The organism is Natronosalvus rutilus (genome assembly GCF_024204665.1).
GTDB classification, from domain to species: domain Archaea; phylum Halobacteriota; class Halobacteria; order Halobacteriales; family Natrialbaceae; genus Natronosalvus; species Natronosalvus rutilus.
The window spans coordinates 609,687-635,117 of the sequence record NZ_CP100355.1 but is presented as its reverse complement, the minus strand read 5'-3'; the positions used below and the strand labels follow the sequence as shown (position 1 = coordinate 635,117).

General features: G+C 64.7%; 19 protein-coding genes. 11 read left to right on the top strand and 8 right to left on the bottom strand.

Translation table 11 applies throughout. The features are described from left to right. Positions 1-128: 128 nt before the first annotated feature. A complete protein-coding gene (locus NGM29_RS03120; RefSeq protein ID WP_254158908.1) occupies positions 129-878 on the bottom strand; it encodes a carbonic anhydrase in 750 nt (249 codons plus the stop codon). A gap of 969 nt (positions 879-1,847) precedes the next feature. On the opposite strand from NGM29_RS03120, the gene hemL reads away from it, so the two are divergent. Further along, on the top strand, positions 1,848-3,194 hold the full coding sequence (gene hemL / locus NGM29_RS03115) for a glutamate-1-semialdehyde 2,1-aminomutase (RefSeq protein WP_254158906.1): 1,347 nt from the start codon (positions 1,848-1,850) through the stop codon (positions 3,192-3,194). A gap of 446 nt (positions 3,195-3,640) precedes the next feature. Next, a complete protein-coding gene (locus tag NGM29_RS03110) occupies positions 3,641-6,109 on the top strand; it encodes an ATP-dependent DNA helicase (protein WP_254160386.1) in 2,469 nt (822 codons plus the stop codon). Positions 6,110-6,263: 154 nt separating this feature from the next. On the opposite strand, the gene NGM29_RS03105 is transcribed toward NGM29_RS03110, so the two are convergent. Beyond that, positions 6,264-7,667 (bottom strand): ABC transporter substrate-binding protein, encoded by a 1,404-nt coding sequence (locus tag NGM29_RS03105; RefSeq protein ID WP_254158904.1) that lies wholly within the window; start codon positions 7,665-7,667, stop codon positions 6,264-6,266. Between the two features lie 279 nt (positions 7,668-7,946). On the opposite strand from NGM29_RS03105, the gene NGM29_RS03100 reads away from it, so the two are divergent. Next, positions 7,947-8,573, top strand: a complete 627-nt coding sequence (locus NGM29_RS03100; RefSeq protein WP_254158902.1) for a DUF5518 domain-containing protein — start codon at positions 7,947-7,949, stop codon at positions 8,571-8,573. Between the two features lie 28 nt (positions 8,574-8,601). Here the strand turns inward: NGM29_RS03100 and NGM29_RS03095 are convergent, their stop codons facing one another. Together NGM29_RS03095 and NGM29_RS03090 are read right to left on the bottom strand one after the other, a co-directional pair. Further along, positions 8,602-9,915, bottom strand: a complete 1,314-nt coding sequence (locus tag NGM29_RS03095; RefSeq protein WP_254158900.1) for an ABC transporter permease — start codon at positions 9,913-9,915, stop codon at positions 8,602-8,604. Then, a complete protein-coding gene (locus tag NGM29_RS03090; protein WP_254158898.1) occupies positions 9,915-10,814 on the bottom strand; it encodes an ABC transporter ATP-binding protein in 900 nt (299 codons plus the stop codon). The genes NGM29_RS03095 and NGM29_RS03090 overlap by 1 nt, the downstream gene beginning before the upstream one ends. A 157-nt stretch (positions 10,815-10,971) precedes the next feature. Here NGM29_RS03090 and rpiA point away from each other — a divergent pair, with 157 nt between their 5' ends. Continuing rightward, positions 10,972-11,685: a ribose-5-phosphate isomerase RpiA gene (gene rpiA / locus NGM29_RS03085; protein ID WP_254158896.1), complete on the top strand. Its 714-nt coding sequence runs from the start codon at positions 10,972-10,974 to the stop codon at positions 11,683-11,685. 83 nt (positions 11,686-11,768) lie between these two features. On the opposite strand, the gene NGM29_RS03080 is transcribed toward rpiA, so the two are convergent. Further along, positions 11,769-12,197: a hypothetical protein gene (locus tag NGM29_RS03080; RefSeq protein WP_254158894.1), complete on the bottom strand. Its 429-nt coding sequence runs from the start codon at positions 12,195-12,197 to the stop codon at positions 11,769-11,771. 293 nt (positions 12,198-12,490) lie between these two features. Here NGM29_RS03080 and fni point away from each other — a divergent pair, with 293 nt between their 5' ends. Further along, the gene (gene fni, locus NGM29_RS03075) at positions 12,491-13,558 is read left to right on the top strand and encodes a type 2 isopentenyl-diphosphate Delta-isomerase (protein WP_254158892.1); all 1,068 of its coding nucleotides are present in this window, start codon (positions 12,491-12,493) and stop codon (positions 13,556-13,558) included. A 123-nt stretch (positions 13,559-13,681) separates the two neighbouring features. Here the strand turns inward: fni and NGM29_RS03070 are convergent, their stop codons facing one another. Continuing rightward, complete coding sequence (locus NGM29_RS03070; RefSeq protein ID WP_254158890.1) at positions 13,682-14,401, bottom strand: DUF547 domain-containing protein; 720 nt, start codon at positions 14,399-14,401, stop codon at positions 13,682-13,684. Positions 14,402-14,634: 233 nt separating this feature from the next. On the opposite strand from NGM29_RS03070, the gene NGM29_RS03065 reads away from it, so the two are divergent. The 3 genes from NGM29_RS03065 to NGM29_RS03055 all read left to right on the top strand — a co-directional run bounded on the left by NGM29_RS03065 (position 14,635) and on the right by NGM29_RS03055 (position 17,026). Further along, positions 14,635-15,624 carry an AI-2E family transporter gene (locus NGM29_RS03065; protein WP_254158888.1) on the top strand — a complete coding sequence of 330 codons (990 nt, stop codon included), beginning with the start codon at positions 14,635-14,637 and terminating at the stop codon, positions 15,622-15,624. Positions 15,625-15,714: 90 nt separating this feature from the next. Next, positions 15,715-16,521, top strand: coding sequence for a prephenate dehydratase (pheA, locus tag NGM29_RS03060; protein ID WP_254158886.1), 807 nt, complete (start codon positions 15,715-15,717; stop codon positions 16,519-16,521). A gap of 85 nt (positions 16,522-16,606) precedes the next feature. After that, complete coding sequence (locus tag NGM29_RS03055; RefSeq protein ID WP_254158884.1) at positions 16,607-17,026, top strand: Hsp20/alpha crystallin family protein; 420 nt, start codon at positions 16,607-16,609, stop codon at positions 17,024-17,026. A gap of 184 nt (positions 17,027-17,210) precedes the next feature. Here NGM29_RS03055 and NGM29_RS03050 read toward each other — a convergent pair whose 3' ends face one another. Both NGM29_RS03050 and NGM29_RS03045 read right to left on the bottom strand, forming a co-directional pair. Then, entirely contained in the window at positions 17,211-17,672 is a 462-nt protein-coding gene (locus tag NGM29_RS03050; RefSeq protein ID WP_254158882.1) for a hypothetical protein, read from the bottom strand. 145 nt (positions 17,673-17,817) lie between these two features. Continuing rightward, a complete protein-coding gene (locus NGM29_RS03045; protein ID WP_254158880.1) occupies positions 17,818-18,165 on the bottom strand; it encodes a hypothetical protein in 348 nt (115 codons plus the stop codon). Positions 18,166-18,432: 267 nt separating this feature from the next. Here NGM29_RS03045 and leuS (NGM29_RS03040) point away from each other — a divergent pair, with 267 nt between their 5' ends. The 3 genes from leuS (NGM29_RS03040) (at position 18,433) to NGM29_RS03030 (ending at position 25,319) form a co-directional block, all read left to right on the top strand. Then, the gene (leuS, locus tag NGM29_RS03040) at positions 18,433-21,090 is read left to right on the top strand and encodes a leucine--tRNA ligase (RefSeq protein WP_254158878.1); all 2,658 of its coding nucleotides are present in this window, start codon (positions 18,433-18,435) and stop codon (positions 21,088-21,090) included. 237 nt (positions 21,091-21,327) lie between these two features. Beyond that, positions 21,328-24,243, top strand: a complete 2,916-nt coding sequence (gene leuS / locus NGM29_RS03035) for a leucine--tRNA ligase (RefSeq protein WP_254158876.1) — start codon at positions 21,328-21,330, stop codon at positions 24,241-24,243. A gap of 407 nt (positions 24,244-24,650) precedes the next feature. Continuing rightward, the gene (locus NGM29_RS03030; protein ID WP_254158874.1) at positions 24,651-25,319 is read left to right on the top strand and encodes a YqjF family protein; all 669 of its coding nucleotides are present in this window, start codon (positions 24,651-24,653) and stop codon (positions 25,317-25,319) included. The last annotated feature ends 112 nt before the right edge of the window (positions 25,320-25,431 follow it).

Genomic DNA, 25,431 nt, shown 5'->3' with positions numbered 1-25,431 from the left:
CGCGGTTCACTTCGCCTCGAGACGAAACCTGCCGCGTGATCACATCACTTCCGAGTACGGAATCGTTCGATAGCCGTCGAAATGTGAGTGAAAAGGATCGTCGTCCGCATCGACGGCGGCTATCGTGGTCAGTAGAGCAGACTCGAGACGCTATCGGCGTACGCGTCGGGGAGGTCCATGGCGATGGCCCGCGGGTCGGTTTCGCCGTCAAGGTTGACCAGGTAGGCTCGCCCCGGTTCGGACCCGTAGGTTTCGTGAAAGTCGTAGACGAAGCCGTAGCAGGAGACTGAGGACGGAACCGATTCCGCCATTCGAAGGTAAGAGACCTGTCGGTGGACGTTGTACTCGACGAGCTGGTCGATAATTGCGGTGTCGGCGTCAGATCCGATACCAGTATCGACCAGTTCGCTCTCGAGACCCGACTCGACGACGGGAACGAGCGCCTCGACCCACTTGGTGACCCCGCGCGGGCCCGGGGCTTCTTCATCGCCCGACGCAACCTCGTAGGCAGCCGTGACGGCACCACAGCCGGTGTGACCGACGACGACTACCGCCTCCGTGTTGGTGTAGTGAATCGGGTACAGAACGCTTCCGTCGACGAACCGCTCGCCGTCCTCGACGTCCCAAATCTGGTTTCCGATCGTACTCGGCGTGAAGATGGCTCCAGGACGGTCGATCGACCACATGCCTTCCTGTGAAACCCGCGAATCCGAACAGCACATGGTGACGACGTCGGGGTGTTGTTCGTCTCGAACGGCGTCGAAGTAGCCGTCGGCGAGGGAATCGACGTGTCGTTCGTTCCCTTCGAGGAGATCGAAGAGGACGGTTGCGTGATCGTCTTGAGCGTCCGTTGAGTCGGAGTCGGAGTCGGATGTCATGGGAATCGTCCTGAGTTTCACGTAAACGAACGACGAGAACTGTATAATTGTGTTGGGGATTCCGGTCATGGAGCGATCGGCCGTCGTCGCCTCGAGCGGTTCGTGACGGCTGTCTGTCGCTTCAAGCGGTTAGTGAAGGTCTCGATATTGAACGCAGAGGGCAGGACAAGTCAAGAGACGGAGGGTGAGAGGAGTCAAGGACAGGAGTAGGAGAAGGATTGAAAAGAACGGGGATGTGGTTGACGACGAAGGTTTGGCAGAAAGAACCGGGCGATGTTGGGAGTCCAACGGGATTGGAGATTGGAGACTGGAAGAGAGGTTTGTGAGTGGAAGGCGAGTGGAAGCCTCGTACCATGAGGTACGATAACGCGACCTCTCGGGAGAGGGATTTGGAGGGGACCCCCCACCCCTTCGTTTCAGGTGGAGAGCGAAAAGGAGGGGTGGGGGTGGGAGGGGTTTCTAGGACGGGAAGGTTTAAGATACCTCCCGAGAAATTAGTCCGCAGCACTAGCAAATAACGCATCTTACTAGGTGAGTTGGTTTTTGTTACTAGACTCTACTAGAAACGCCGTCCTAGACGGCTTGAGTTACTAGACCGCTGCTTCTCCCCGAATTCACGACTCTCACGGCTTCTCCTGCCGCCTCGAGCAGAAATCGTCCCCACTCAATCACCGATCCGGCTCTCCCGGCCCACGAAACCCGCCACCGCTTCGACCGTCTCCACCCGAAACGAAGGGGTGGGGGTGTTCTAACCCCGGCAAACCCATCAGAATAATTTACTTTTCTCACCTCCTCGATAACCTCAAACATCTAATATTAACCAGCGTAGGACCGAACACCCCTTCGTTTCAACTCGAGAATCACTGCGCTTTCAGGCACGGTCCAACCACTGACACACCAACCCCCGATCTCGACAGAATCAGACCTCGGTACATCTTTGCCGTCCGCGACCAAAGCGCCGACCATACCATGAACGACGAACGCTCACGCGCGCTGTACGACCGGGCGCTGTCCGTCATGCCCGGCGGCGTCAACTCCGCCGTCCGGGCGGCCATCGAGCCGTATCCCTTTTTCGTTCGAAAGGGGGACGGCGGCCACGTCGTCGACGCCGACGGCAATCGACTCGTCGACTGGGTCATGGGACTCGGGCCCCTGCTCCTCGGGCACGACCTTCCCGAACCCGTCCAGGCAGCGATCCAGCGAGCGGCCAGCGAGGGTCCGATGTACGGTACGCCGACCGAACTCGAGGTCGACCTCGCCGAGTTCGTCGTTCGGCACGTCCCGAGCGTCGAGAAGATCCGGTTCGTCAACTCCGGGACGGAAGCGACCGTCTCGGCCGTCCGCCTCGCCCGTGGAACGACCGGCCGAAACAAGATCGTCATCATGCAGGGTGGCTACCACGGCGCCCAGGAGTCGACGCTGGTCGAGGGCGACGCCGACCATCCCGCTCCCTCCTCAGCCGGGATCCCGCAGGCGTTCGCCGAGCACACCCTTCCCGTCCCGTTCAACGACGAAGCGGCCGTTCGCGAGGTCTTCCAGGAGCACGGCGACGACATCGCTGGGGTCCTCGTCGAACCGATCCTCGCCAACTACGGCATCGTCCACCCCGTCGACGGCTACCTCGAGACCCTTCGCGAACTCACCGACGATCACGACTCGCTACTGATCTTCGACGAGGTCATCACCGGCTTTCGCGTCGGCGGGCTGGGCTGTGCGCAGAGTCACTTCGGCATCACGCCTGACCTCACCACCTTCGGCAAGATCATCGGCGGTGGATTTCCCGTCGGTGCCATCGGTGGCCGCGCCGAGTTGATCGAGGGATTCGCACCTACCGGTGACGTCTTCCAGGCCGGTACCTTCTCCGGCCATCCCGTGACGATGGCCGCTGGACTCGAGACACTCACGTTCGCGGCCGAAAACGACGTCTACGACCACGTCAACGGGCTCGGGGAGATGCTCCGGGCCGGTCTCACCGACGTTCTCGCGGACCAGGCACCGAACTACACCGTCGTCGGAACCGACAGCATGTTCAAAGTAATCTTTACGCGCGAGGGCCCCTCCCGAGACGAACTCGAGGGCCAGTGTGAAGCCGGCTGCCGCCAGGATCCCGAGTGTCCGCGCTACGAATACTGTCCGAAGAACGCGGCCGACGTCAAGCGGGCGGAAACCGAACGCTGGCGGCGGATCTTCTGGGGCGAGATGCGCGAGCAGGGAATCTTCCTCTCCCAGAACCAGTTCGAGAGTCAGTTCGTCAGTTACGGCCACACCGAGGAGGACGTCGAGCGGACGCTCGAGGCGTACAAGCACGCGCTCTGATCGCTCCTCGAGTCGCTGGCTGTTCGTCGTTTTACTGTGTGAACGTGGACGCCAGTCGTTTCACTGTGTGAAAGGTATCCAAAGATTTACGTTTCGAGCCATCGCCTCTTCGAGTGGCCACTGGGGGGTGGCCACCTGGGAATACAGGGTCGCGGCTGGTCGTTCCGATGGCCGGCCCGTGTCTTTTGTGGTGCGTTACAGTGGTGGGTTTCCGAATCATCAGGTGGTGTTCTAGCGAGCCTCGCGTTCCAGTCGAGACGACAGTCCACCGGGCTCGACCGACGAGTCAATTCGACTGCAAACTCGAGTGACGACAATTTATCTCGTCGCTACCGACCGACGATTCGTTTTTCGACTTCAAACGTCGCTGCCGATCCTTTATATACGATGCCGCGGCCAGATCAGTCCGTCAACCCTATGCACGACCGACGATGAGTACGGAGGAGATGACGGACTGGCGCCCAGTGTTCGGCCACGACGAACCCTACGACGAGCAAGTCGACGGGATCGAGACGGCCATCGAAACTGCTACCGAGGGCGGGTACACGGTCATCGAAGGAGCCTGTGGGACCGGCAAGACGATGATCGCGCTCACTGCGGGCATCGATCTCGTTCGTGACCCCGACAGCCAGTACGAACGGGTGTTCGTCCTCACGAGCGTCAAACAGCAACTGCGCCAGTTCGAGACGGACCTCGAGACGATCAACGAGAACCTGCCCACCGACTGGAACCCGATTTCGGGACTCACGCTCGTCGGCAAGGCCGACGTCTGCCCGTACAACCGTGAAAACGCAGGCGGAATCAGCGACGACAACGTCTACGACCGATGCGAAACCCTTCGCGATCGCACGCGCGATCTCACTGGTGAGGGTGGCTCGACGACGGCCGGTGCGCTCGCTGCCCAGGCCCGAAGCCAGCAGATTGGGCTGGCCGATAGTGGAGTCCGGAGCGGGGGACGTTCCAGTGGAACCGAAGGGGGTGTCGGTGGCGATAACGGTAACACAGGAACGGGCGGATCGACCATTAGCCGCGCCGGTGCGCGCTATCTCGAGACGGCCGGCGAACCGACGCCGTACCCACCGGAGATGCCGGAGTACAATACCGGCGGCCCCGCCGGAAGCGAGGTCGAGTACTGTCCGTTCTACGCCCAGTATCTTGAGGACCTGCCGGAGGAGGGAAGCGACGCCGATCCAGTCGAAGCGGCTCCCTTCGACGTGACCGAAACCGGCCTGCTCACACCTGAAGACCTCGTCGCTGGGTCGGTTCGACACGGCACTTGCCCACACTCGGTGATGGGGGCCGTGCTGGGCCACGTGGAGGTCGTCATCGGCAACTACTACCACGCTTTCGACCCGACGACGACCGCCGCGTTCACCGGCGCTCTGCTCGACGAGTCGACGTTCGTCGTCTGTGACGAAGCTCACATGCTCGAGCCCCGAGTTCGCGATCTAGTGAGCGACAGGGTCGCAGACACCACGCTTCGCGACGCCGAAACGGAACTCTCGCGGGTGCTCCAGCCAGTCCGATTCGACCAGGAGGGTCGCCAGGCCCAGGGTGGCTCGAAGACTGCCGACGCAGACCTCGTTCGCGCCGAACTGAACGACACTGACGTCTCGGTCGAGGGACTCGAGCGCACCCTCGAATTCGTCCAGGACCTCCGTGGGGAACTCGACCGTCGAGTTCGCGCCCACCTGGAGCGGACAAATCGGGCCTGGCAGACCGATCTGACGTCGCTCGAGGACGACGAAATCCCGCTTCGCGATCCGACGATGCCGGCCGAGGACGAAATTTCCGAGTGGGCAGCCGAGGCGGGGTACAGCGACGCGACCTGGGTGCGAGCCGAGTCGGTCGGGGCGGTCGCCGAGCGGATTCTCAATGAGGCCGAGGACGAGGAGAAGACCCGGGCTTCGCCCGCCGTCGGCCGCTTGCTCGGGGAGTGGTACCGTCGCGATCACACGACGAACTTCCGAGAGATCGAACTCGAGCGAACCTGGGATGAGATGGAGCCGGCCGACTCCTGGCGGCGAGCGTACACGGCTCGACTCGCCCTGCACAGCTGCGTTCCCAGCGACGCCATCGGTTCGCGACTGTCAGCGTTCGGCGGCGGCATTTTGATGAGCGCGACCCTCGAGCCGATGGGCGCCTTCCGGGAGGTCACGGGTCTCGAGTACCTCGCGCGCGAGGAAGGGCGTCCGGTCGTCGAACGGCAGTACGGCTTGCACTTCCCTGAGGCCAATCGCGAGAGCTTCGCGGTTTCGGTGCCGAAGTTCACCTACGACAACCGGGGGCCGCCTAGCGAGGAGACGTCGACGCGAACCGCGTACGCGGACGCGCTGGCGCAGGTCGCCCGACTTCCGGGGAACGTCCTCGTCGGAATGCCGAGCTACGGCGAGGCCGAGTGGGCCGCGTCGGTCCTCGAGGCGCATCCGGGAGTCGACAAGCCCGTCTTGCTCGACGCCTCGAGCAGCGACGACGCCACGGAATCCCTGAAAGATGAGTTCTTTGCGGGCGGGGGGAAGGTACTCGTCACGAGCCTTCGCGGGACCCTGACGGAGGGCGTCGACTACAGCGGGGACCGCCTCGCGGCGGCGGTCATCTGCGGTGTTCCGATCGTCAACACGGCGAGTCCGCGGACGAAGGCGATTCGGCGGGCCTACGACGACGCGTTCGGCGACGGGTTCACCTACGCGCTGACGGTCCCGGCGGTTCGGAAGGCCAGACAGGCGATTGGTCGGGTAATCCGATCGCCCGAGGACGTCGGCGTCCGCATCCTTCTCGACGAACGGTACGCTCGCGACAGCTGGGATTCGGTCCGTCAGTTCCTTCCGGACGACGACGAGTTTCAGCCGGTCAGTCCCGACATGCTCGAGTTCGGCCTCGAGCGATTTCGCGAGCGACTCGACTCGAGCCGGTAAGGCATCACCATCTTCGCAGCAAGATGTACCCCGACTTCTCGCCGAGACACCCTGACCTCCCGCCCCGACGCCCCGACTTCTCGTCGAGACGCCTCAAACTTCTCGCTGCAGGAAATTCCGGCAACGCCCGCTTCAACGCCCGCTCGCGGCGTTCTCAGTAGCCGAACTCCTCCTCCCAGGCACCGCGCCACGCTGGGAGGTCGTCCCGGCGGGTTTCGTACGAAAACGTCACGACGGACGGCGGGTCCTCGGCGTGGTCGGCGTAGACGCCGAACTCCTCGGGAAACTCGAGTTCGGCGATGGGGTGCACCGGGTACTGCCCGAGGCGTGGAGCGAGTCCGGCCTGAATCTCCGGTGAGAGCGCGAACTCGAGGAACGTGTAGGCCAGGTCGACGTTGATCGCGTTTTCGAAGATGGCCATCTGGAGGGGTTCGGCGTAGGCCTCCCCGTCGAGGTATGTGACCTGGTACTGATCGGGGTCGCCGCCGATGTCGGTCGCTTCGTCGGCCGATTCATCGTCCGGGTCGTCCGCGTTCGAGTCGTCCCCCGAGTCGTCGTCTGCGCTCGAGTCCTCGCCGTTGGAACCGCCGCCGTCCGCATCCGACCCGTCGTCTGCACCCGATTCGTTGGCGTCGTCGTCCGTGCCCGAATCGGTGGCACCCTGGCCGTCAGCCCCGGTTTCGTCGGTCGCATTGTCCGGGCCGTCAGTTTCGTTTTGCTCGCTCCCCCGTGTTTCGTCGGTATCTGACGTCACTGCCCGGTCGATCGCCGCGAGCGCATCCGCCGCGTAGGCGACGGTCATCGGTCGAGTGCGCTCGGCGTACGCCAGTAACGTCTCGACCCAGGTGTCGTAGACGTCGAGTCCGTTGTCCTCGAGTTCGGCCCAGAGGGCCAGTGTGTCGTCGGGACCGACGGACTCGAACAGCCAGTCGAGGAAGGCGCCGCCCCGACCGCGGGACGGCGTCGGGGTGAGCAGCGAGTCGGCGTAGGCCGGTTCGCCGAGTTCCTCGAGTTGGGTGGGTGGGTCGATACGGGTCTCGTCGACCATCAGGCAGGAGTACTGCGTGCTGACCGGGACGATTCGCCCGTCGGGATCCTCGATGTCGAGGCCGTCGAGGACACCGTCGAGCGTCTCGATTCGATCCCGGTTGAGTTCGCGAAACAGGCCGCCCTCCTCGAGGTTGTGGTCGACGGTCGCGAGGTCAGCGGCCGAGAGGCCGACGTAGGCGTCGACGTCCGGGAGAAATCCGCGCTGCTCGCGTTCGACGTAGTGACCGATGCCCGATTCGGGAATAACCCAGTTGACTTCGACGTTGTCAAACGTCTCCTCGAACTGGGTTTTGAGCCAGGCTGAGGCGGGATTCTCGCCGTGGGCGAACGCGTCCGTCGTCGCGACTCGAAGGACGCCTTCGTCCTTGGGTTCGTCGGGTTCGTCGTCGCCGTCTGGCTCCTGTGGCTCTGGTTCCGATTCGCGGGTGGCACAACCCGCGAGCGTCGTCAGGGCGAGCGTCGTGGATCCGGTTGCGACGCGAAGGTACGACCGTCGATCCAGTCCCATCGTGCGAGATATCGTCGCGCTGGTGCATAAGTCCGATGTCAACGCGTTCAAAGGTTGTTGCTCGAGATTGCGTCTCTTCTCGGTCCCCTGATATCGTGTCGTTTCTCGACACTTCGAGACTGCGTCGCTCCTTGAACTTTCGAGACTGCATTGTTTCTCGATTCCCTGGAAACACATCACATCTCGAGGATCGACTCTCACACTCTCCACGAGTGTCGGATCTACGATACCTCTCTCGAGGGTACGGTGTTTTTCCAACTCGGCGTCATACGTTCGCGTATGGTCCGCTCGTCGACGCCAGTTCACGCGGTCATCGGAGCGATCGTCGGGGTCGTTCTCTCGTTTCTCCCGTTTTCGACCGTCCTGGGCGGTGCAGCGTCCGGATTCCTCGAGGGCCGCGACGCTCGTAGGGGGACCGTTTCGGGTGCGCTCGCGGGGGCGATCATGACCGTGCCGATCGCCGGCGTACTCTTCCTGTTCCTTGGACTGTTCGGCTTCGGTGCAGCCCTTAGTGGATTCCCCGTGGAGGGGTTCGCTCTCGTGCTGTTCTTCGTCCTCGCGTTCGGCGTCGCCACCTGTCTCTACACCATTGGCGGCGCGGCCGTCGGAGGCTTCGTTGGATCGATGCTCGCTGCCGAATACCCGGACGAACGGCGTCGGCTCCAGCGATCACTCGGGCTCACGCCGACGAGCAGCGCGGACGACACTTCTCGCGGACCGGATCGTCGAGAACTCGATTCAGGATACGATTCAGAACGCAATTCAGAATACGAATCGGAACGTCGACGAGCGGATCTCGAACCCGAATCGGAACGCCGACAAACGGATCTCGAACCCGAATCGGAACGCCGACAAACGGATCTAGAGCCAGAATCGAATCGGCGACACGAGCGAGACCGCCGATAGTTCCGACCCAATCGACCGCGACCGACGCTCACTCGTATCGAAGTGCGTCGATCGGATCCGTCCTCGCGGCACGCCAGGCCGGATACAACCCGGACACGACGCCGACCAGGATGCCGGCAACGATGGCGAGGGCGACGTACTCGAGTGGGTACACCAGCGGGATGTCAATGTACCTGGCGCCGATGGCTGCGACGGCCAGTCCGAGGGCGGTTCCCAGAACCGCTCCGATGACGCCGAGGATCACGGCCTCGGTGAGGAACAGTCCGAGGACGTCTCGGTTCTGCGCGCCGACGGCTTTCATGATCCCGATTTCGCGGGTTCGCTCGGTCACGCTGACCAGCATGATGTTCGCGATACCGATCGAACCGACGACGAGCGAGATGGCGGCGATGCCGACGATGAAACTCTGAAGGATGTCCAGGATGTCCTCGAGTTGCTGGAGCAACTGGGTGCTGGTCTGGAGGGTGACGGCGACGTCCTCGCCGAGGAACTCGCTCGCGTCGGACTCATCGCTCTCGAAGTACGCAGTGGCGGCGTCTCGAGCGGCGTCGACGTCGTCCTCGTCGGCGCTGGGAGCCTCGACGATGATGGCGAGGTAGCGGACGTCGGTTTCCGAACTGGTCTCGTCGTTTTCAGATTCGCTATCGTCGTTCCCCTCACCCGAGTCACCACCCCCGCCCGCAGGACCGACCGCCTGCTCGAGGTAGAACGGATCCGTCGGGACGTACATTCGTGGCGCCGCGTCGAACCCCTCGAACGGGCTCAGCCCCTCCGAGGTGTCGGTGATCCCGACGACGGTAACCGTCTCGGTTCCGCCGGTGGCGATCCGGACCTCGAGTTCGTCGCCAACGCTGACGTTCTCCTCGAACTGCTCGGCGGCTGCGGGGTTGATGACGGCCTCGCGCTCGCCCATCTCGAACTGGCGTCCCTCGCGCAGGGAGGACTCGCGAACGTAGGACGGGCCAGCGGCGATCAGACCGTTGCTCTGTAACCGGGTCTCACCCGCGTGGGTTACCGACTGGGCGTCGATGGTGGCATAGCCGTAAGCGGCGTCGACGGCCTCGAGTTCCTCGACGGCCTCGAGGTCGTCCTGGCTGAAGACGAACTGGGCGCCAGCGAGCGGTCCGCCCTCGGTGTCCGGGTCGGCCGCCCAGCCGTAGAGGTTCCGCTGGTCGTCGGGGCTGATGTCGCCGATGATGCCGGCTTGCAGGCTGGCACCGAGGGCGACGAAGGCGATGACGGCGGCGACGCCGATGATCACTCCAAGTGTCGTCAGCGCCGACCGAAGTCGGTGACCGCGAATCGACCGCCAGGAGAGCCGGAGCGACTCGAGTGGGTTCATCAGCGCTCCTCCTCGCTCGTGGTGGGGTCGTCTTGGCTCGCGGTGGGGTCATGATCACTCACGGTGGGATCGTTATCGTCCGAAGACACACCATTAATCGAGGTTCGACCAGCAGTTCCTTCGTCCACCATTTCGCTCCGAACCCCCTCGCTAGACCCCTTCGTTTCCACTCGAGAATCGCCACCGGAGGACGCCTTCTCACTCCCACCTTCAAGCGACTCGATTCGTTCGACGTTCCCGTCCAGCAGGTGGACGATGCGATCGGCGCGTTCGGCGACGTGGCGCTCGTGCGTGACGACGATGAGCGTCGTCCCGGCGTCGTGGAACTCCTCGAAGAGGTCGAGCACGTCCGCCTCCGTTTTGGTGTCCAGGTTGCCGGAGGGTTCGTCGGCGAGCACGATCGCCGGATCGTTCACCAGCGCGCGGGCGAGGGCGACCCGCTGGCGCTGGCCGCCCGATAACTCGTTCGGGAGGTGATCGAGTCGGTCGCCGAGTCCGACGCGCTCGAGCAGGTTTCGCGCACGGTCGTGGCGCTCCGTCCGGCCGACACTGCGAAACAACTGGGGGAGGGCCACGTTCTCGAGGGCGTTCAACCGCGGCATCAGGTTGAACGTCTGGAAGACGAATCCGACCCTAGTTCCCCGCAGGCGGGTGCGCTCGCGTTCCGAGAGCGTCGAAATGTCTTCCCCGTCGACGGCGACGGTGCCCGACGTCGGGGTGTCGAGACAGCCGACGAGGTTCATCAGCGTCGACTTCCCCGATCCGCTCGGGCCCATGATGGCCGTGTAGGACCCGCGCGGGATCGACAGCGTGACGCCGTCGAGGGCGTGTACCGGTTCGCCGACGCGGTACGTCTTTCGCACGTCGGTCATCGTCACCGCGTCGTCGCTCGGTCCCATCGTCCCTCTACAAGGCTCGCTCGAGCCAAAAACTTTGGCGGGGTGGGGTCGACTCGCCGCGATCGCCGACCGAGTTGGTCTCGACTCGTCTCGATCAGCCGACCGAGGGTCGACCTCGAGGGCTACGTTTTTCCCGCCGCCGCCCGCTCGTGACGGTATGAGCGCGAAATCGTCGGGCGGTGCCGACGCCCACAAGCGCCGTGCGGGGGAACGAGCAGCCGAGGAGGTCGAGGACGGGATGGTCGTCGGCCTCGGCACCGGGTCGACGACCGCCTACGCCATCGAGGCACTCGGCCGTGCAGTCGCGGACGGCCTCGAGATACGAGGGATTGCGACCTCCTTCCAGTCCAGGCGACTGGCCCTCGACGTCGGTATCCCGCTGACCGACCTCGACGCCGTTGACGGGATCGATCTGGCCATCGACGGAGCTGATCAGGTCGTCGACGACCCCGACTCCCCTGCCCACAGGGCGCTGATCAAGGGTGGCGGCGCGGCCCACGCCCGCGAAAAGCTCGTCGCCGCCGCGGCCGACCGGTTCGTCGTCGTCGCGGATTCCTCGAAACTCGTCCCTGTGCTCGAGGCGCCGGTTCCAGTCGAAGTGCTCCCCGCGGCACACACCGTCGTCGCGGACCGCATTGAAGACCTGGGCGGCGATCCGACCCTCCGCATGGCGACGCACAAGGACGGCCCCGTGGTCACGGACAACGGGAACCTCGTTCTCGACTGCGCATTCGGTTCGATCGACGACCCGGCCGCCCTCGCCCGCGACCTTTCGTCGATTCCCGCCGTCCTCGAGCACGGCCTGTTCGTCGATTTCGCGGACACGACGTACGTCGGAACCGACGACGGACTCGAGGTTCGGTCGTACTAGCTCGAAGCCGGGTACGTCGAGACGCGTGTTTTGCGTTTTACGTCCTGTTTATCGCGTCCCACCTATCGTCGACGGGAAAGACGCTACTCCAGGCGAGTATTCTCCTCCGATCGCGAGTCCTCGGCGGGTGCCGACACGCGACCGGCGACGGTGCCGAGGACGACGTAGCAGAGACCGATCGCTCGAGTCAACGGAACCACCCACGGTTTCAACTCGAGATCGTCCGGGTTCCGGTAGGCGAGTTCGAGCGCCGTTCGAACGAACCGCTTCGGGGCCAGGAGGGCTGGTACGCCGAGGACGGCGAGAACCGGCCCGATGGACGGCGCGCTTTCTCGTTCACGGAGGGCGAGCCACGCGAACAGCACGCCCTCGAGTCGGGCCATCGGCATGGTCCACGTGCGCAACTCGCCGGCGTTCGGATTCTCGAACGCCTGTCGTTCTCCCCACGCGATGATCCGGTCGGGGAACAGGGTTTCGACGACGCTGAACCCGAGGACGATTGCTCGCCACATGGAGTTGCCTTCGCCGGACAGCCACAAAAACCCTGGAACGGTCGGACGCCTTTCCGTGGAGTCGTCGAGATTCCGCCCCGTCTCGTCGTCGATCGAGTGGGTCGCGAACGGCTCGGAGCGGCCCTGAACGATTCCGACACCACGCGACCGGCCCACAGTTGGGCCACGTCACAACTGGTTCAGCGACGGTGGCGATTGTGTGGTACCCGGCGATAGCATCGGGTAGGCGACCGACCGTCGCGAATGGACACCTTTTCAATACCGCCGGCGAACGACACAGCAGAGACGAAGCGATGCCCGAGACATCCGACCGCAAAGACGACCACATCCGCATTATCGAAGAAGAAGACGTCGAGACCTCGGGGACCGGGTTCGAGGATATCGAACTCGTTCACGAGGCACTGCCGGAGATCCACCGGGACGAAATCGATACGAGCGTGGACCTCTTCGGCCACGAACTCGCGGCCCCCATCGTCATCGAGAGCATGACCGGCGGCCACCCCAACACCACGAAGATCAACCGATCGCTCGCCGCCGCGGCCCAGGAGACGGGCGTCGCGATGGGCGTCGGCAGCCAGCGCGCCGGGATCGAACTCGACGATCCGGACCTCCTCGAGTCCTACACCGTGGTCAGGGAGGCCGGCCCCGACGCCTTCCTCTACGGCAACGTCGGCGTCGCCCAGTTGCTCGAGTACGACGTGAGCGACGTCGAGCGCGCCGTGGAGATGATCGATGCGGACGCGATGGCGATCCACCTCAACTTCCTCCAGGAGGCGGTCCAGCCCGAGGGCGACGTCGACGCGCGCGGCTGTCTCGAGGCCATCGAAACGGTCGCAAGCGAACTCTCGGTGCCGGTGATCGTCAAGGAGACGGGCAATGGCATCGCCCGAGGCACCGCCGAGCGACTGACGGCGGCGGGCGTCGACGCCATCGACGTCGCCGGAAAGGGCGGGACGACGTGGTCGGGCATCGAGTCCTACCGGGCTGCCGCCGTCGGCGCGACCCGCCAGGAACACGTCGGGCGACGCTTCCGGGCCTGGGGCGTCCCGACCGCGGTGAGCACGCTCGAGGCCGCGAGCGTCCACGATACCGTGATCGCCAGCGGGGGCGTTCGCTCGGGTCTGGACGTGGCGAAGGCCATCGCCCTCGGTGCGCAGGCTGGCGGTCTCGCCAAGCCGTTCCTCTCGCCAGCCGGGCAGGGAACCGAGGCGGTCGTCGACCTCCTCGAGACCCTCCGCGTCGAACTCGAGACGGCGATGTTCGTCACGGGGTCGGAATCGGTGGCGGATCTCCAGCGGGCCGAGTACGTCGTGCTCGGGCGAACGAAGGAGTACCTCGAGGGTCAAGGGCGCGGGCACTGAGGTCTTCGGACCGGCAACGACGCTGAGGTCCCCTGGCCGGAATGACGCCGGCGGCCCGCTTCGGTCCGTTTCGACCCGCTTCGGTCCGTTTTGGCCTGATCCGGCCATCGAGGGCCCGACGAGTTACTTTCGACGATAATCCCCCAGATCCATCGACCAGTCGTACTCGTCGTACTGGAGCGTCGGCGTCACGCCGGGCGGAATCACGTCGTAGCGCTCGAGGAACGACCGAATCCCGCTCGAGCCACCGAAATCGCCGCGGTACCAGAGGAAGACGCGCGGCACGCGGGCGACGCGCTCTCGTGGCTGGTAGCTCACGTTCTCCTCGAGGAACCAGTCGGTCGCGGTCTCGAGTTCTGTCTCGACGTCTGACGGGCTATAGACGGCCACCGGGGGACAGCTTTCGGTGCCGCAGTTCAGCGCGAAGTGGATCCTGGGATCGACCGACTCGAGTCGAAACCGGCGCTCGAAGGCCGTCGGGAACGGTCGCGGCAGGTATCCCATCCCCCAGGGATGGCTCGACCCACGAAGGAGTCCGTGCTGAATGTCGTTGAGACTCAGCCAGACGCCGGCGATCGGAACGCGATCCCTGGCGAAGAACTTCCAACGGTCGAGCACACCACCCTCGAGCAACGAGGGGTCGTCCTCGAGGAGGATCTGTACGTAGGCATTGTAGCAGTTGAGCCAGAAGGCGAGTTTCTCCGCGCGGCCGCCGATCGCTCGGTCGAGTCGCGCTCGCTCGAGCGTGGCGAGATGGTCGCGGAGAGCGCCCCGCTCCCCGTCCGTCTTGACCGTGTAGAGGAGGTCGGCCGAGAGCGAGAGCGGGTCGAGCTGGGTCGACATACGTGATTCTCTCGTGAACCACGGCCTTGAACCCGTGTGACGAGCGACGAGACAGTCGAGACGTACGAACCGTTTACGCCGGTCAATCCCGTGTTTCCCCGATTTCCCAGCAGTAATCGGATCTTCATGCAGGCACCTTCGGCGGCGTCCAGGCCGTCGCTCTCGACCGTACACCGCCGTCGGCCTGTACCTGCCGCCACCGCTTTTAACCCCCTCCCCGTTGAGTTCGAGGTGTGAACCGATCGAGAGGGACGTTGCTCGTTCTCATCACCGTCCTCCTGCTGTTGTCGGCACAACTCGTCCTCCCGTACATCCAGTACGTGCTGGCCGCCGTCCTCCTCGCGTTCGTGCTGACGCCGGCCCAGCGTCGCCTGGAGCAACGAACCTCGCCCACTATCGCTGCGTTTTCGCTCGTCTTGCTGGCACTGCTCCTCGCCATCGTCCCCGTCGTGATCGTCGTGGCGTACGTCTTTCGCGACGCCCGTGCCCTCGTCGAAGGCGCCGACGCCGATTCGCTTCCGCTCGAGCCCTTCCAGTCGGTCGCCCAGCGATTTGGGGTCGACCTCGAGTCGACGGCCATGGAGTGGGCCCGTACCGCGGGACAGACGCTCCTGGAACGGAGTCCGGAACTACTGGCGGGGCTCACACACACGGCTATCGGCATCGGCGTGGCGCTCTTCTTGCTCTACTACCTCCTCCGGGACGGCGACTCCCTGCTCCGGTGGCTTCGGGAGGTGACGCCGCTTCCGGACGCCGTCCAGACCGACCTCTTCGACTCACTCGAGAACGTGACGTGGGCGGTGCTGGCCGGTCACGTCCTCATCGCGCTGGTTCAGGGCGGACTGGCGGGAATCGGCCTGTTCGTCGTCGGCATCCCGAACTCGCTGTTCTGGACGGTCATCATGATCGTCCTCTCGCTGATTCCGATCGTCGGTTCGTTCCTGGTCTGGGGCCCCGCTGTGGTCTACCTGCTCCTGATCAACCAGCCGGCGTTCGCGATTGGGCTGGCGATCTACAGTACCATCATCGTCGGTCTTTCGGACGACTACATGCGACCGATCGTCGTCGACCGCTACGCCGAACTCAACCCGGCCGTGATCATTATCGGCGTCCTCGGCGGCGTCACTGCCTTTGGGTTCATGGGGCTGTTCTACGGCCCCATCGTCCTCGGTGCGCTCGTCGCCACGCTCGAGATCTTCAGCGACGATTACGGGTCGCTCTAGCGTCGAGTCGAAAGTGGAGTTGGCCGACTGTGAACTCGAGTAATGGCCACCTTCGGCACGCTTTTCGGGGTTCGACTCCCACCAGCGGGTATGACAGCCGTCACGCTCGGCCCCGAAGGGACCTATTCGCATCGCGCGACGCGAGCGCTCGACGACGACGTGGTCTTCCGCCAGTCGGTTACCGACATCGTCGCCGCCGTCGCCGCCGGCGAGTTCGACCGCGGGGTAATTCCCATCGAGAACAGCATCGAGGGGAGCGTCACCGAGAGCCAGGACGCCCTCGCGGAGTACGACGTCGCCGTCGTCCGCGAAATCGTCACGCCGATCCGCCACGCCCTGCTCGCACAGGGACCGAACTTCGACACCATCGCCAGCCACTCCCAGGCGCTCGCCCAGTGTCGTTCCTACCTCGAGTCCGAGTACCCCGACGCAACCCTCGAGGCCGTCTCGAGCACGGCCCAGGGCGTCGAGTACGCTCGCGAGAACCCCTCCGTCGCGGGCATCGCTCACCCCGCCACGGCGGGCGACGACCTCGAAGTCCTCGCCGCTGACATCCAGGACCAGACGTCGAACGCGACGCGGTTCTTCGCGCTCGCACCCGCCTCCGAGCGTTCGGAGGCCGGCGGGAAGACCTCGCTCGTCGTCTATCCGAACGCGAACTACCCCGGACTGCTCCTCGAACTCCTCGAGCCGTTCGCCGACCGCGACATCAACCTGAGCCGGGTCGAGTCCCGCCCAAGCGGGGAGCGACTCGGCGATTACGTCTTCCACATGGACGTCGACGCTGGCCTCTACGAGGAGCGCACCCAGGAGGCTCTCGACGACCTGGAGGCCCTCGCCGAGAGGGGGTGGGTTCGCCGCCTGGGGTCGTACGACCTCGAGCACGTCGTCGACTGAGTGTATGCGAGACCCGCTCGGACCTACCAGTTCTGTCGTCCTCGCCGGGGCACAATTTATCCTCCTCGAGCGCTTATCGACTCGCATGCGACGCAATCCGTTCGACGACCTCGAGGAGATGCTCGACCGAGTCAGCAAGCAGTTCGAAACGGGCGTCGGCGGTAACGGCCTCTCGTTTCCGGGTTCGGTCGCCGTCGACGTGGCCGACCACCGCGACGAATACGTCGTGACGGCCGACCTCCCTGGCTTCGAGACCGAGGACATCGAGTTGACTCTCGTCGAGGGGACGCTCCGGCTCGAGGCCGAACAGGAGACCGACCGCACCGACGAGCACGACCGATACCTCCGCCGGGAGCGATCACGTCAGTCGGTCAGTCGACGGCTCCACCTCCCCGAACCGGTCGACGAGGAGTCGATAACGGCCAACTACAACAACGGCGTCCTCACCGTGACGCTGCCGAAACTCGAGCAGAGCGACGACTCGAAGCGAATCGACATCGACTAGCGAACTCGAGGCGTTCTCGAAGCGTTTTCATCCAAAAATACGTTCTCGAGCCGTCGGCCTCTCTCGAGCGGGGTGCTGGCGATTCGCGAGTACCGACGGAGGAATATTGACGTGGCGAGGATCGACACGGGCGTATCGACCGCAAATCCAGAGAGGATCCGGCGACCGGGGTCCGGCCACCGATTCAGACGAGGACTGCATCAAACGCCTCCAGCCGTTCGATCCGGAAGGCCGCTTCGCTCGTACGAATGGCGAACACTCGAGGGCGTTTACCGTGTTCCTCCTGGTAGGGCCGATACGCGAGATCGCGAACGTCGCTCAGAAGGGTCTGAAAGGCGGATCCACCGGTCTGGGTGCACGCTTCGGCCCCGTCGTTGTGGATCGCGAAGCGGACGAGTTGCTTCGATTCCTCGGTGAGGAACTCGTACGCGACGGTAGCGGTACCGTACCTCGACTCGGTGTCCGTTCTCGAGAGTTCTAGCGCTCCCCACGCCCACTCGTCTTCACAGCGGCCACGCTCTCGAAGCCACTCGGGCGGATCCTCAACCGTCGCCGGCTCGTTCTCGGCCTCGTCGGCACTCGAGAGGCAGCCGGGTCCGAGCGAGAGACAGGCGAGAATTCCGCCGAGAACGAGCCGGCGTTGCATGGACGTCTGTTTTCTCGGTACTCGAGAAAAACGTTCGGATCAAACGACACGTTTGGTCGGGTCGAACGACGCGCTTGGCCGGGTTGGGTGACACTCGAGCGGACGACGCGTTTCGACGAGGGGACGGGAAATCGCTCCGGACGGCTCAGATCGGCACGCCGAACGCGCCGACGCCGAGACCCAGAATCGCGTTGAGCACAAACAGAATCACCAGCGCCGACAGCCAGGCGATCACGCCGATGGCTGCGGCGGTCACCCAGCCGCCGGGGTAGCGCCAGTTGATCACGCCGATCCAGACGATCAGGGCGATGATTGGCCCCAGGAGCGGGATCCACGAGGTGAGCGCCCAACCGATGGCGCCGACGATGGCCGTCACGATTGCGTGCTCGTAACTGTGAGCGTCGACGACGACGCCCGCGGCGAGGTAGATCGCCAGGCCGCCGACCAGCAGTGCGACGATGAACGCAACCAGTGCGCCGATGAGTGGTGCCATTGTGGTCCGTGATTCCATCGGCGAACGTATATAAATCCGCGACGGTTGCATCGGGTTTTGCTCGTTCCATCTTGTTCCCGTCTTCCTGTCGCCGTATAGCGGTTTCATTCTCGAGAACGGTCCCACTTCGTCCCCTCGAGCTGGTTCGAACCCGAACCGGAACGAAACAGTCAATTTGAGCACCCGTCTCGAGACGAGCAGGATTCGTCCGTTTGCCCGCCAATGGAAAGGTATAGAACCTCGCCTCCGCCACACGTATATAAGCAAATGAGCGACTCGGGATACGACCACGCGACGGTCGAACGACGCTGGCAGGAGGCGTGGGACGACGCGAACGTGTACCGAACGCCCGACGACGTCCAGGATCCGACGTACGTCCTGGGGATGTACCCGTACCCCTCGGGCAAACTGCACATGGGTCACGTTCGAAACTACACGATCACCGACGCCTACGCCCGCTACCGACGGATGCGCGGCGACGACGTGCTCCACCCGATGGGGTGGGACGCCTTCGGCCTCCCCGCCGAGAACGCGGCCAAGGAACGCGACACCAACCCGCGCGACTGGACGTTCGACTGCATCGACACCATGCGCGGGCAGATGGAATCGATGGGATTCGGCTACGACTGGGACCGCGAGATCACCACCTGCACCCCCGAGTACTACCGCTGGAACCAGTGGCTATTCACCCGCTTCCACGAGGAAGGACTGGTCGAGCGCCGCGACGCCGAGGTCAACTGGTGCCCCCACTGCGAGACCGTCCTGGCCGACGAGCAGGTCGAGGGCGAGGCCGAACTCTGCTGGCGGTGTGACACCCCCGTCGAGACCCGCGAACTCGAGCAGTGGTTCCTCCGAATTACGGAGTACGCCGACGAGTTGCTCGAGGCCATCGACGACCTCGAGGGGTGGCCGAACTCGGTCCGCCAGATGCAGCGCAACTGGATCGGTCGCCAGCACGGGACCGAACTCGATTTCGAAATCGAAGGCCACGAGGACGTCCGGGCGTTCACGACCCGCGTCGACACGCTCTTCGGCGCGACCTTCTTCGCGCTCGCTCCGGACCACCCGATCAGCCAGGAACTGGCCGAGGAGGACGAGGAGGTCCGCCACTTCGTCGAACACGAGGCCGACCCCGAGGGCGACGAACCGAACGGCGTCGCTACCGATCTGTCCGCGACGAATCCCGCCACGGACGAGGAAATTCCGGTCTACGTCGCCGACTTCGTCCTCTCGGACGTCGGGACCGGTGCGCTGATGGCCGTCCCAGGCCACGACGAGCGCGACCACGCGTTCGCGACGAAGATGGGCGAAGACATCGTCCCCGTCGTCGCTCCCGAACCGGAGAACTGGGACGGCGAGACGGTCCCCGACGCGCCGGACGTCCAGGAGGCGGCTTACACCGACGACGGCGTTCTCGTCAATTCTGGAACCTACTCCGGCCTCGACAGCGAGACGGCTCGCGAACGCTTGACGGCGGACATCGAGAGCGCCGAGCACGCCACCCAGTACCAGCTCAGAGACTGGGGCATCTCGAGGCAGCGCTACTGGGGGACGCCGATTCCGGTCGTTCACTGCGAGGAGTGCGGTCCCGTGATGGTTCCCGAGGAGGACCTACCCGTCGAGTTGCCGGAGTTCATCAACACCACCGGGAACCCGCTGGACGCCGCCGAGGAGTGGAAGGAGACGACCTGTCCGGACTGCAGCGGTTCCGCACGACGCGAAACCGACACGATGGACACCTTCGTCGACTCCTCGTGGTACTTCCTGCGGTACGTCTCGCCCGACCTCGGGGACGCTCCCTTCGACCTGGAGCGGGCCAATGACTGGATGCCGGTCGACCAGTACGTCGGCGGCATCGAGCACGCCGTGATGCACCTGCTCTACTCGCGGTTCTTCACGAAGGTCCTCTCCGACCACGAGGGCCTTGAGCACCGCGAGCCGTTCACGAACCTGCTCGCCCAGGGGATGGTCCAGCTCGAGGGTGAGAAGATGTCCAAGTCGAAGGGGAACGTGGTCTCGCCCCAGCGAATCGTCGAGGAGTACGGCGCCGACACCGCCCGGCTGTTCATGATGCAGGCCGCCCAGCCCGAGCGCGATTTCGACTGGAGCGAGGAGGGCGTCCGGTCGACCTACGCGTTCCTCACGCGATTGCGGGGGATGGTCGAGGACTACGTCGCGGACGCGCCCGCGGGCGCAGACGACGCCGTCGCGAGCTACGTCGCGAGCGAAATCGACGCGACGCTCGCCATCGCCACCGAGAAGTACGACGACCTGACGTTCAACCGCGCGCTTCGCGAGACCCAGGACCTGGTCCGAACGCTCCGCCAGTACGCCGACTACGCCGAACCCCACGCCGAGACCTACGAGCGCGGGCTGTCGGCCGTCGTTCGGCTACTGGCGCCGGTCGCCCCACACCTCGCGGAGGATCTCTACGACCAACTCGAGGGCGATGGCTTCGCCGTCGAGGCCGACTGGCCGACCGCGACGGTCGACCGCGATCACGTCCAGAAGCGCCGCAAACTCGTCGAGAACACCCGCGAGGACGTCCGCCAGATTATCGACGTGGCCGGCATCGACGACCCGCAGGAGATCGACGTCGTCGTCGCCCCCGACTGGAAGTACGACGCCCTCGAGATCGCCATCCAGAGCGACGCGGACAACCTGATCGGCGAACTCATGCAGGAATCGCACATTCGCGAGCAGGGTGACGCCGCGGCCAGTTACGGGCAGGACCTGCAAATAGAACGGGAGGCGCTCTCGACGACGCTCGACCCGGACGAGGAGCACGCGACCCTCGAGTCGGCTGCCTGGCTGATCGAACGGGAGTTCGACGCGCCAGTCAGTGTGGTTCGGGCCGAAGACGCCGACGATTCGGTGCTCTCGAACGCGGAGCCGGGCCGACCAGCGATCGAGATCGAGGAGTAGCACTCGAGGTTCTGAACTACTGGAATTGATAACAGGTACGGCCTGTCACCACGCCAGTACTTTATCGTTCTCGCGAGTAGGATCGAGCATGAGACGACGGCTCGACGACGACTTCGACGCCCAGCGAACTCGAATCCGACCACCGAACGCGACCTCCTCCCGGGCCATCGACGGGCCGGTTATCGAGGGATCGGTGTGAATCGGGACGCTCGAGGGGCGGATTCTCGAGACACTACTTTGGAGGCGAGTGACGGTTACGAGCCACAGGCACTCGAGGCCCGATGGCGCAAGCGCTGGGCGGGGTCGGGTCGGTACGAGGCCGACCCCGACGGCCGTGACCCTGAGGACGCGACGTTCGTGACCGTCCCCTACCCGTATCCGAACGGCGGCATGCACATCGGGCACGCGCGCACGTACACCGTCCCCGACGTGTACGCCCGTTATCGTCGTCAGCGGGGCGACAACGTGCTGTTTCCCATCGCGTGGCACGTCACCGGCACGCCGATCGTCGGGGCCGTCGAGCGCCTGAAGCGCGGCGACGCCCACCAGCTCGACAGCCTGCAGAACGCCTTCGGGGTGCCCGAGTCCGACCTCCGGGAGCTCGAGACGCCGATGGGGTTCGCCCGGTACTTCGTCGAGAACCACTACGAGGCGGGAATGCGCCGCCTCGGGCTGTCGATCGACTGGCGCCGCGAGTTCACCACCGAAGACGAGCGCTACTCGAAGTTCATCGCCTGGCAGTACGAGACCTTGCTCGAGCGCGGCCTCCTCGAGAAAGGGCTGCACCCGGTGAACTACTGTACGAACGAGGAACAGCCGGTCACGACCCACGACATCTACGAGGGCGAGGACGCTGAGTTCCAGGAGTACTCGCTGATCACGTTCCGCGCCACGAGTGACGACTCGAGCGGAGCGGGCGACGAGGACCGTGAACCGAAACCGGAGAGCGAACGTACTGTTTACCCGATGGCGACCTTGCGCCCCGAGACCGTCCGCGGGGTCACGAACGCCTTCGTCGACCCCGACGCGACCTACGCTCGCGCGACCGTGGACGGTGAGGAGTGGGTCGTCTCCTTCGAGGCGACCGAGAAACTCGCATTGCAGGCCCGCGAGGTCGAGGTGCTCGAGACCGTTTTGGGAGCCGAGATCGCCGGAACCCGCATCCGGAATCCCGTCACCGACGAGGAGATCGTCGTCCTCCCGGCCGATTTCGTCGACACCGACAGCGCCACCGGCGTCGTCATGTCTGTCCCCGCCCACTCGCCCGACGACTGGGTCGCGCTCGAGACGGCGAAAGCCCGCACCGACGACCTGATCGAGTACGGAATCGACCCCGAAGAGGTTCGGGTCATCGAACCGCGGGCCGTCCTGACCGTCGAGGGCTACGGCGAGTTCCCCGCCGCGGACGCTGTCGCCGAGTACGGCATCGAGTCCACGAGTGACCCCGCCCTCGAGACGGCGACCGAGGAGCTGTACACCCGCGAGTTCCACCGGGGCGAACTGAACGAGGAATACGAGGAGTTCGCCGGTGCGGTAATCGAGGACGTCCGCGACGACATCCGGGATCACTATCGAGAGCAGGGCGTCGCCGACGCGATGTACGACTTCGCCGAGACGGTCGTCTGTCGCTGCGGAGGACGCGTCGAGGTCGCCGAACAGGACACCTGGTTCCTGCGGTACAACGACGCGGCCTGGCGCGAGAAAGCCCACCGGGCCGTCGCGAACCTGGACGCGATCCCCGAGAACACCCGTGAGCAGTACGACCACACGATCGAGTGGCTCGAGGAGTGGCCCTGCATCCGTAACTACGGACTCGGGACGAGACTGCCGTGGGACGATGCGTTCGTCATCGAACCGCTGTCGGACTCGACCATCTACACAGCCTACTACACCATCGCCCACCGAATCCGAGACGTCCCAGTCGAGGACCTGACGAGGGAGTTCTTCGACGCGCTCTTGCTGGGTCCGGAGTCCGTCGACGAGCCGGACGAGCACGCCCTGGAACTTCGCGAGGAGTTCGAGTACTGGTATCCGGTCGACTATCGGTGCTCGGGCAACGACCTGATCTCGAATCACCTGGCGTTCTTCCTCTCCCACCACGCCGAACTGTTCGAGCAGGCGAAGTGGCCCCGGGGAATCACCGTCATGGGCATGGGCCTGCTCGAGGGCGAGTCGATGAGTTCCTCGCGAGGGCACGTCGTCCTCCCTGGAGAAGCCATCGACCGCTACGGGGCCGACACCGTACGCTTCTTCCTGCTCAACAGCGCCGAACCGTGGCAGGACTACGACTGGCGGGCCGAGGCCGTCGCCGCGACGCGCGACCAACTCGAGCGCTTCTGGAACCGTGCCATGGACCTAATCGACGGACCCGCGGGCGAACGGGACCTTGAGCGGATCGACCGCTGGCTCCTCGCCCACCTCCAGGAGACGGTTCGTGAGGTCACCGACGCGATGGACCGCTTCGAGACCCGGAAAGCCAGCCAGAGTGCCTTCTACCGCTTCGAGGAGCACCTGAAGTGGTACCGCCGCCGAACGGACCTCGACCGCGCGGGCGCGCGGTGGACCCTGCGCACCGCCCTCGAGACGCGACTGCGCCTGCTCGCACCCGTCATCCCGTTCGCGTCGAACGAACTCCACGAGCGACTGACGGGCGAACCAGCCGAAGACGTGCCCTGGCCCGAGCCGGTACCCGCGCTCGAGGACTCGAGCGTGATCGCCGAGGAACGGCTGGTAAAGGCGCTGCTCGAGGACGTTCGCGACATCGTCGACGTGACCGACACCGATCCCGAGACGATCCGCGTCTACGTCGCGGCCGACTGGAAGCGCGAGGTGTTCGACACTGTCGTGGAAACCGGCCCGGACCAGGGAGCCGTGATGGGCCAGGTTATGCAAAATCCTGCCCATCGGGAGCGAGGAGACGCCGTCAACGACCTCGTGGCTGACCTCATCTCGTTCGTCCGCGAACGCGATGACGCTGCACTCGAGACGCTCGCCGGGATCGACGAGCGGCCCGTCTACGAGGCGTCAGCGGATTTCTTCGAGAGCGAGTTCGACGCCGACGTCGTAATCGACGCCGAGGACGGCGATCCGATCGATCCCGCCGGTAAAGCGAGCCAGGCCCGACCGCTCCGCCCGGCGATCTACCTCGAGTAGGCCGTTCTACGGGCGACCGGTTCACATTGTCGATCCGAATTCACCCGCTCGAGGCCGCGACCCAGCGCACTCGTTCCCGATTCGGACTCTACGCACTCGTTCCCAATTCGGTCTCTCGATCAAATTCGTATCGTACTTCGATACGTTCACCGAAACTAGTTGATTCCTGAGCGATTTATCCCCGCAGGTACCGTAGGGACACGTATGATTAACGCCGCCGTGACCGACCCCTCGCCGCCGACGAAAGCGCTCCGACCCGTCCCGCTCCGGTTGCCCGATCGACCGTTCCTCGAACGAGAGGCCGCTTCCCCACATCGCCTATGACCGAACAGCGAATCCTTCACCCCAACTCGACGACTGCTGAGACGGAACCAACGTCCTTCCCGTGGCTGCCACACCCCTTCTCGATGGTGTGGCGCGACGGAGCCTTCCTCCACTGGCCCGTCGACCCGGATCGCCTCCGACCACACGTTCCCGATCGGTTCGACCTCGAGACCTTCGAGGATCGGGCCTGGCTCTCAATCGTCCCGTTCGTCCTCGCTCGAGCGGGGGTTCGAGACACGCCGAGCGCGATGCGTGTCACGCGCCCCGAACTCAACCTCCGGACGTACGTTCGCTACCGGGACGTCTCCGGACTGTACTTCTTTAGCATCGACATCGACGGGCCGTGGCTGGCCTTCCTTGCTCGCAGGGGTCTCGACGTCCCCTGCTTCGACGCCCGCCAGCACGTCGACGGCATCGATGGCCAGGTCGCGTTCTCGAGCGAGCGCGACGACGCGAGCGGAGCTCCCGCACGATTCGACGCGGAGTACCGACCGATCGCGCCTCCGACTCGAGCGCAGCCCGATTCGCTCACCCACTGGCTCGCCGAACGCCGACGGGTGCTCGTCCCCCGAGGCGACCGAACGCTCGTCGCCGAGATCGCGCACGAACCCTGGTCGCTCGCCCCGGCGGAGGTGACGATTCGCGAGAACGACCTGTTCGATGCGGCGGACGTGCCGACGCCCGCGGGCGACCCGCTCGCTCACTACTGCGAGCGACTGGAGATAGCGGGGTCGATTCCGCGGTTTCTCTGATCGCTCGCGGCGCGCAGTTTCTGCCGCTCGAGGTGGTTCTGGGTGTTAGGGCTGGGTTGTGGGATCTGAACTCTGGATTCTGAGACCACGACAAACCGAAGATGAAATACTG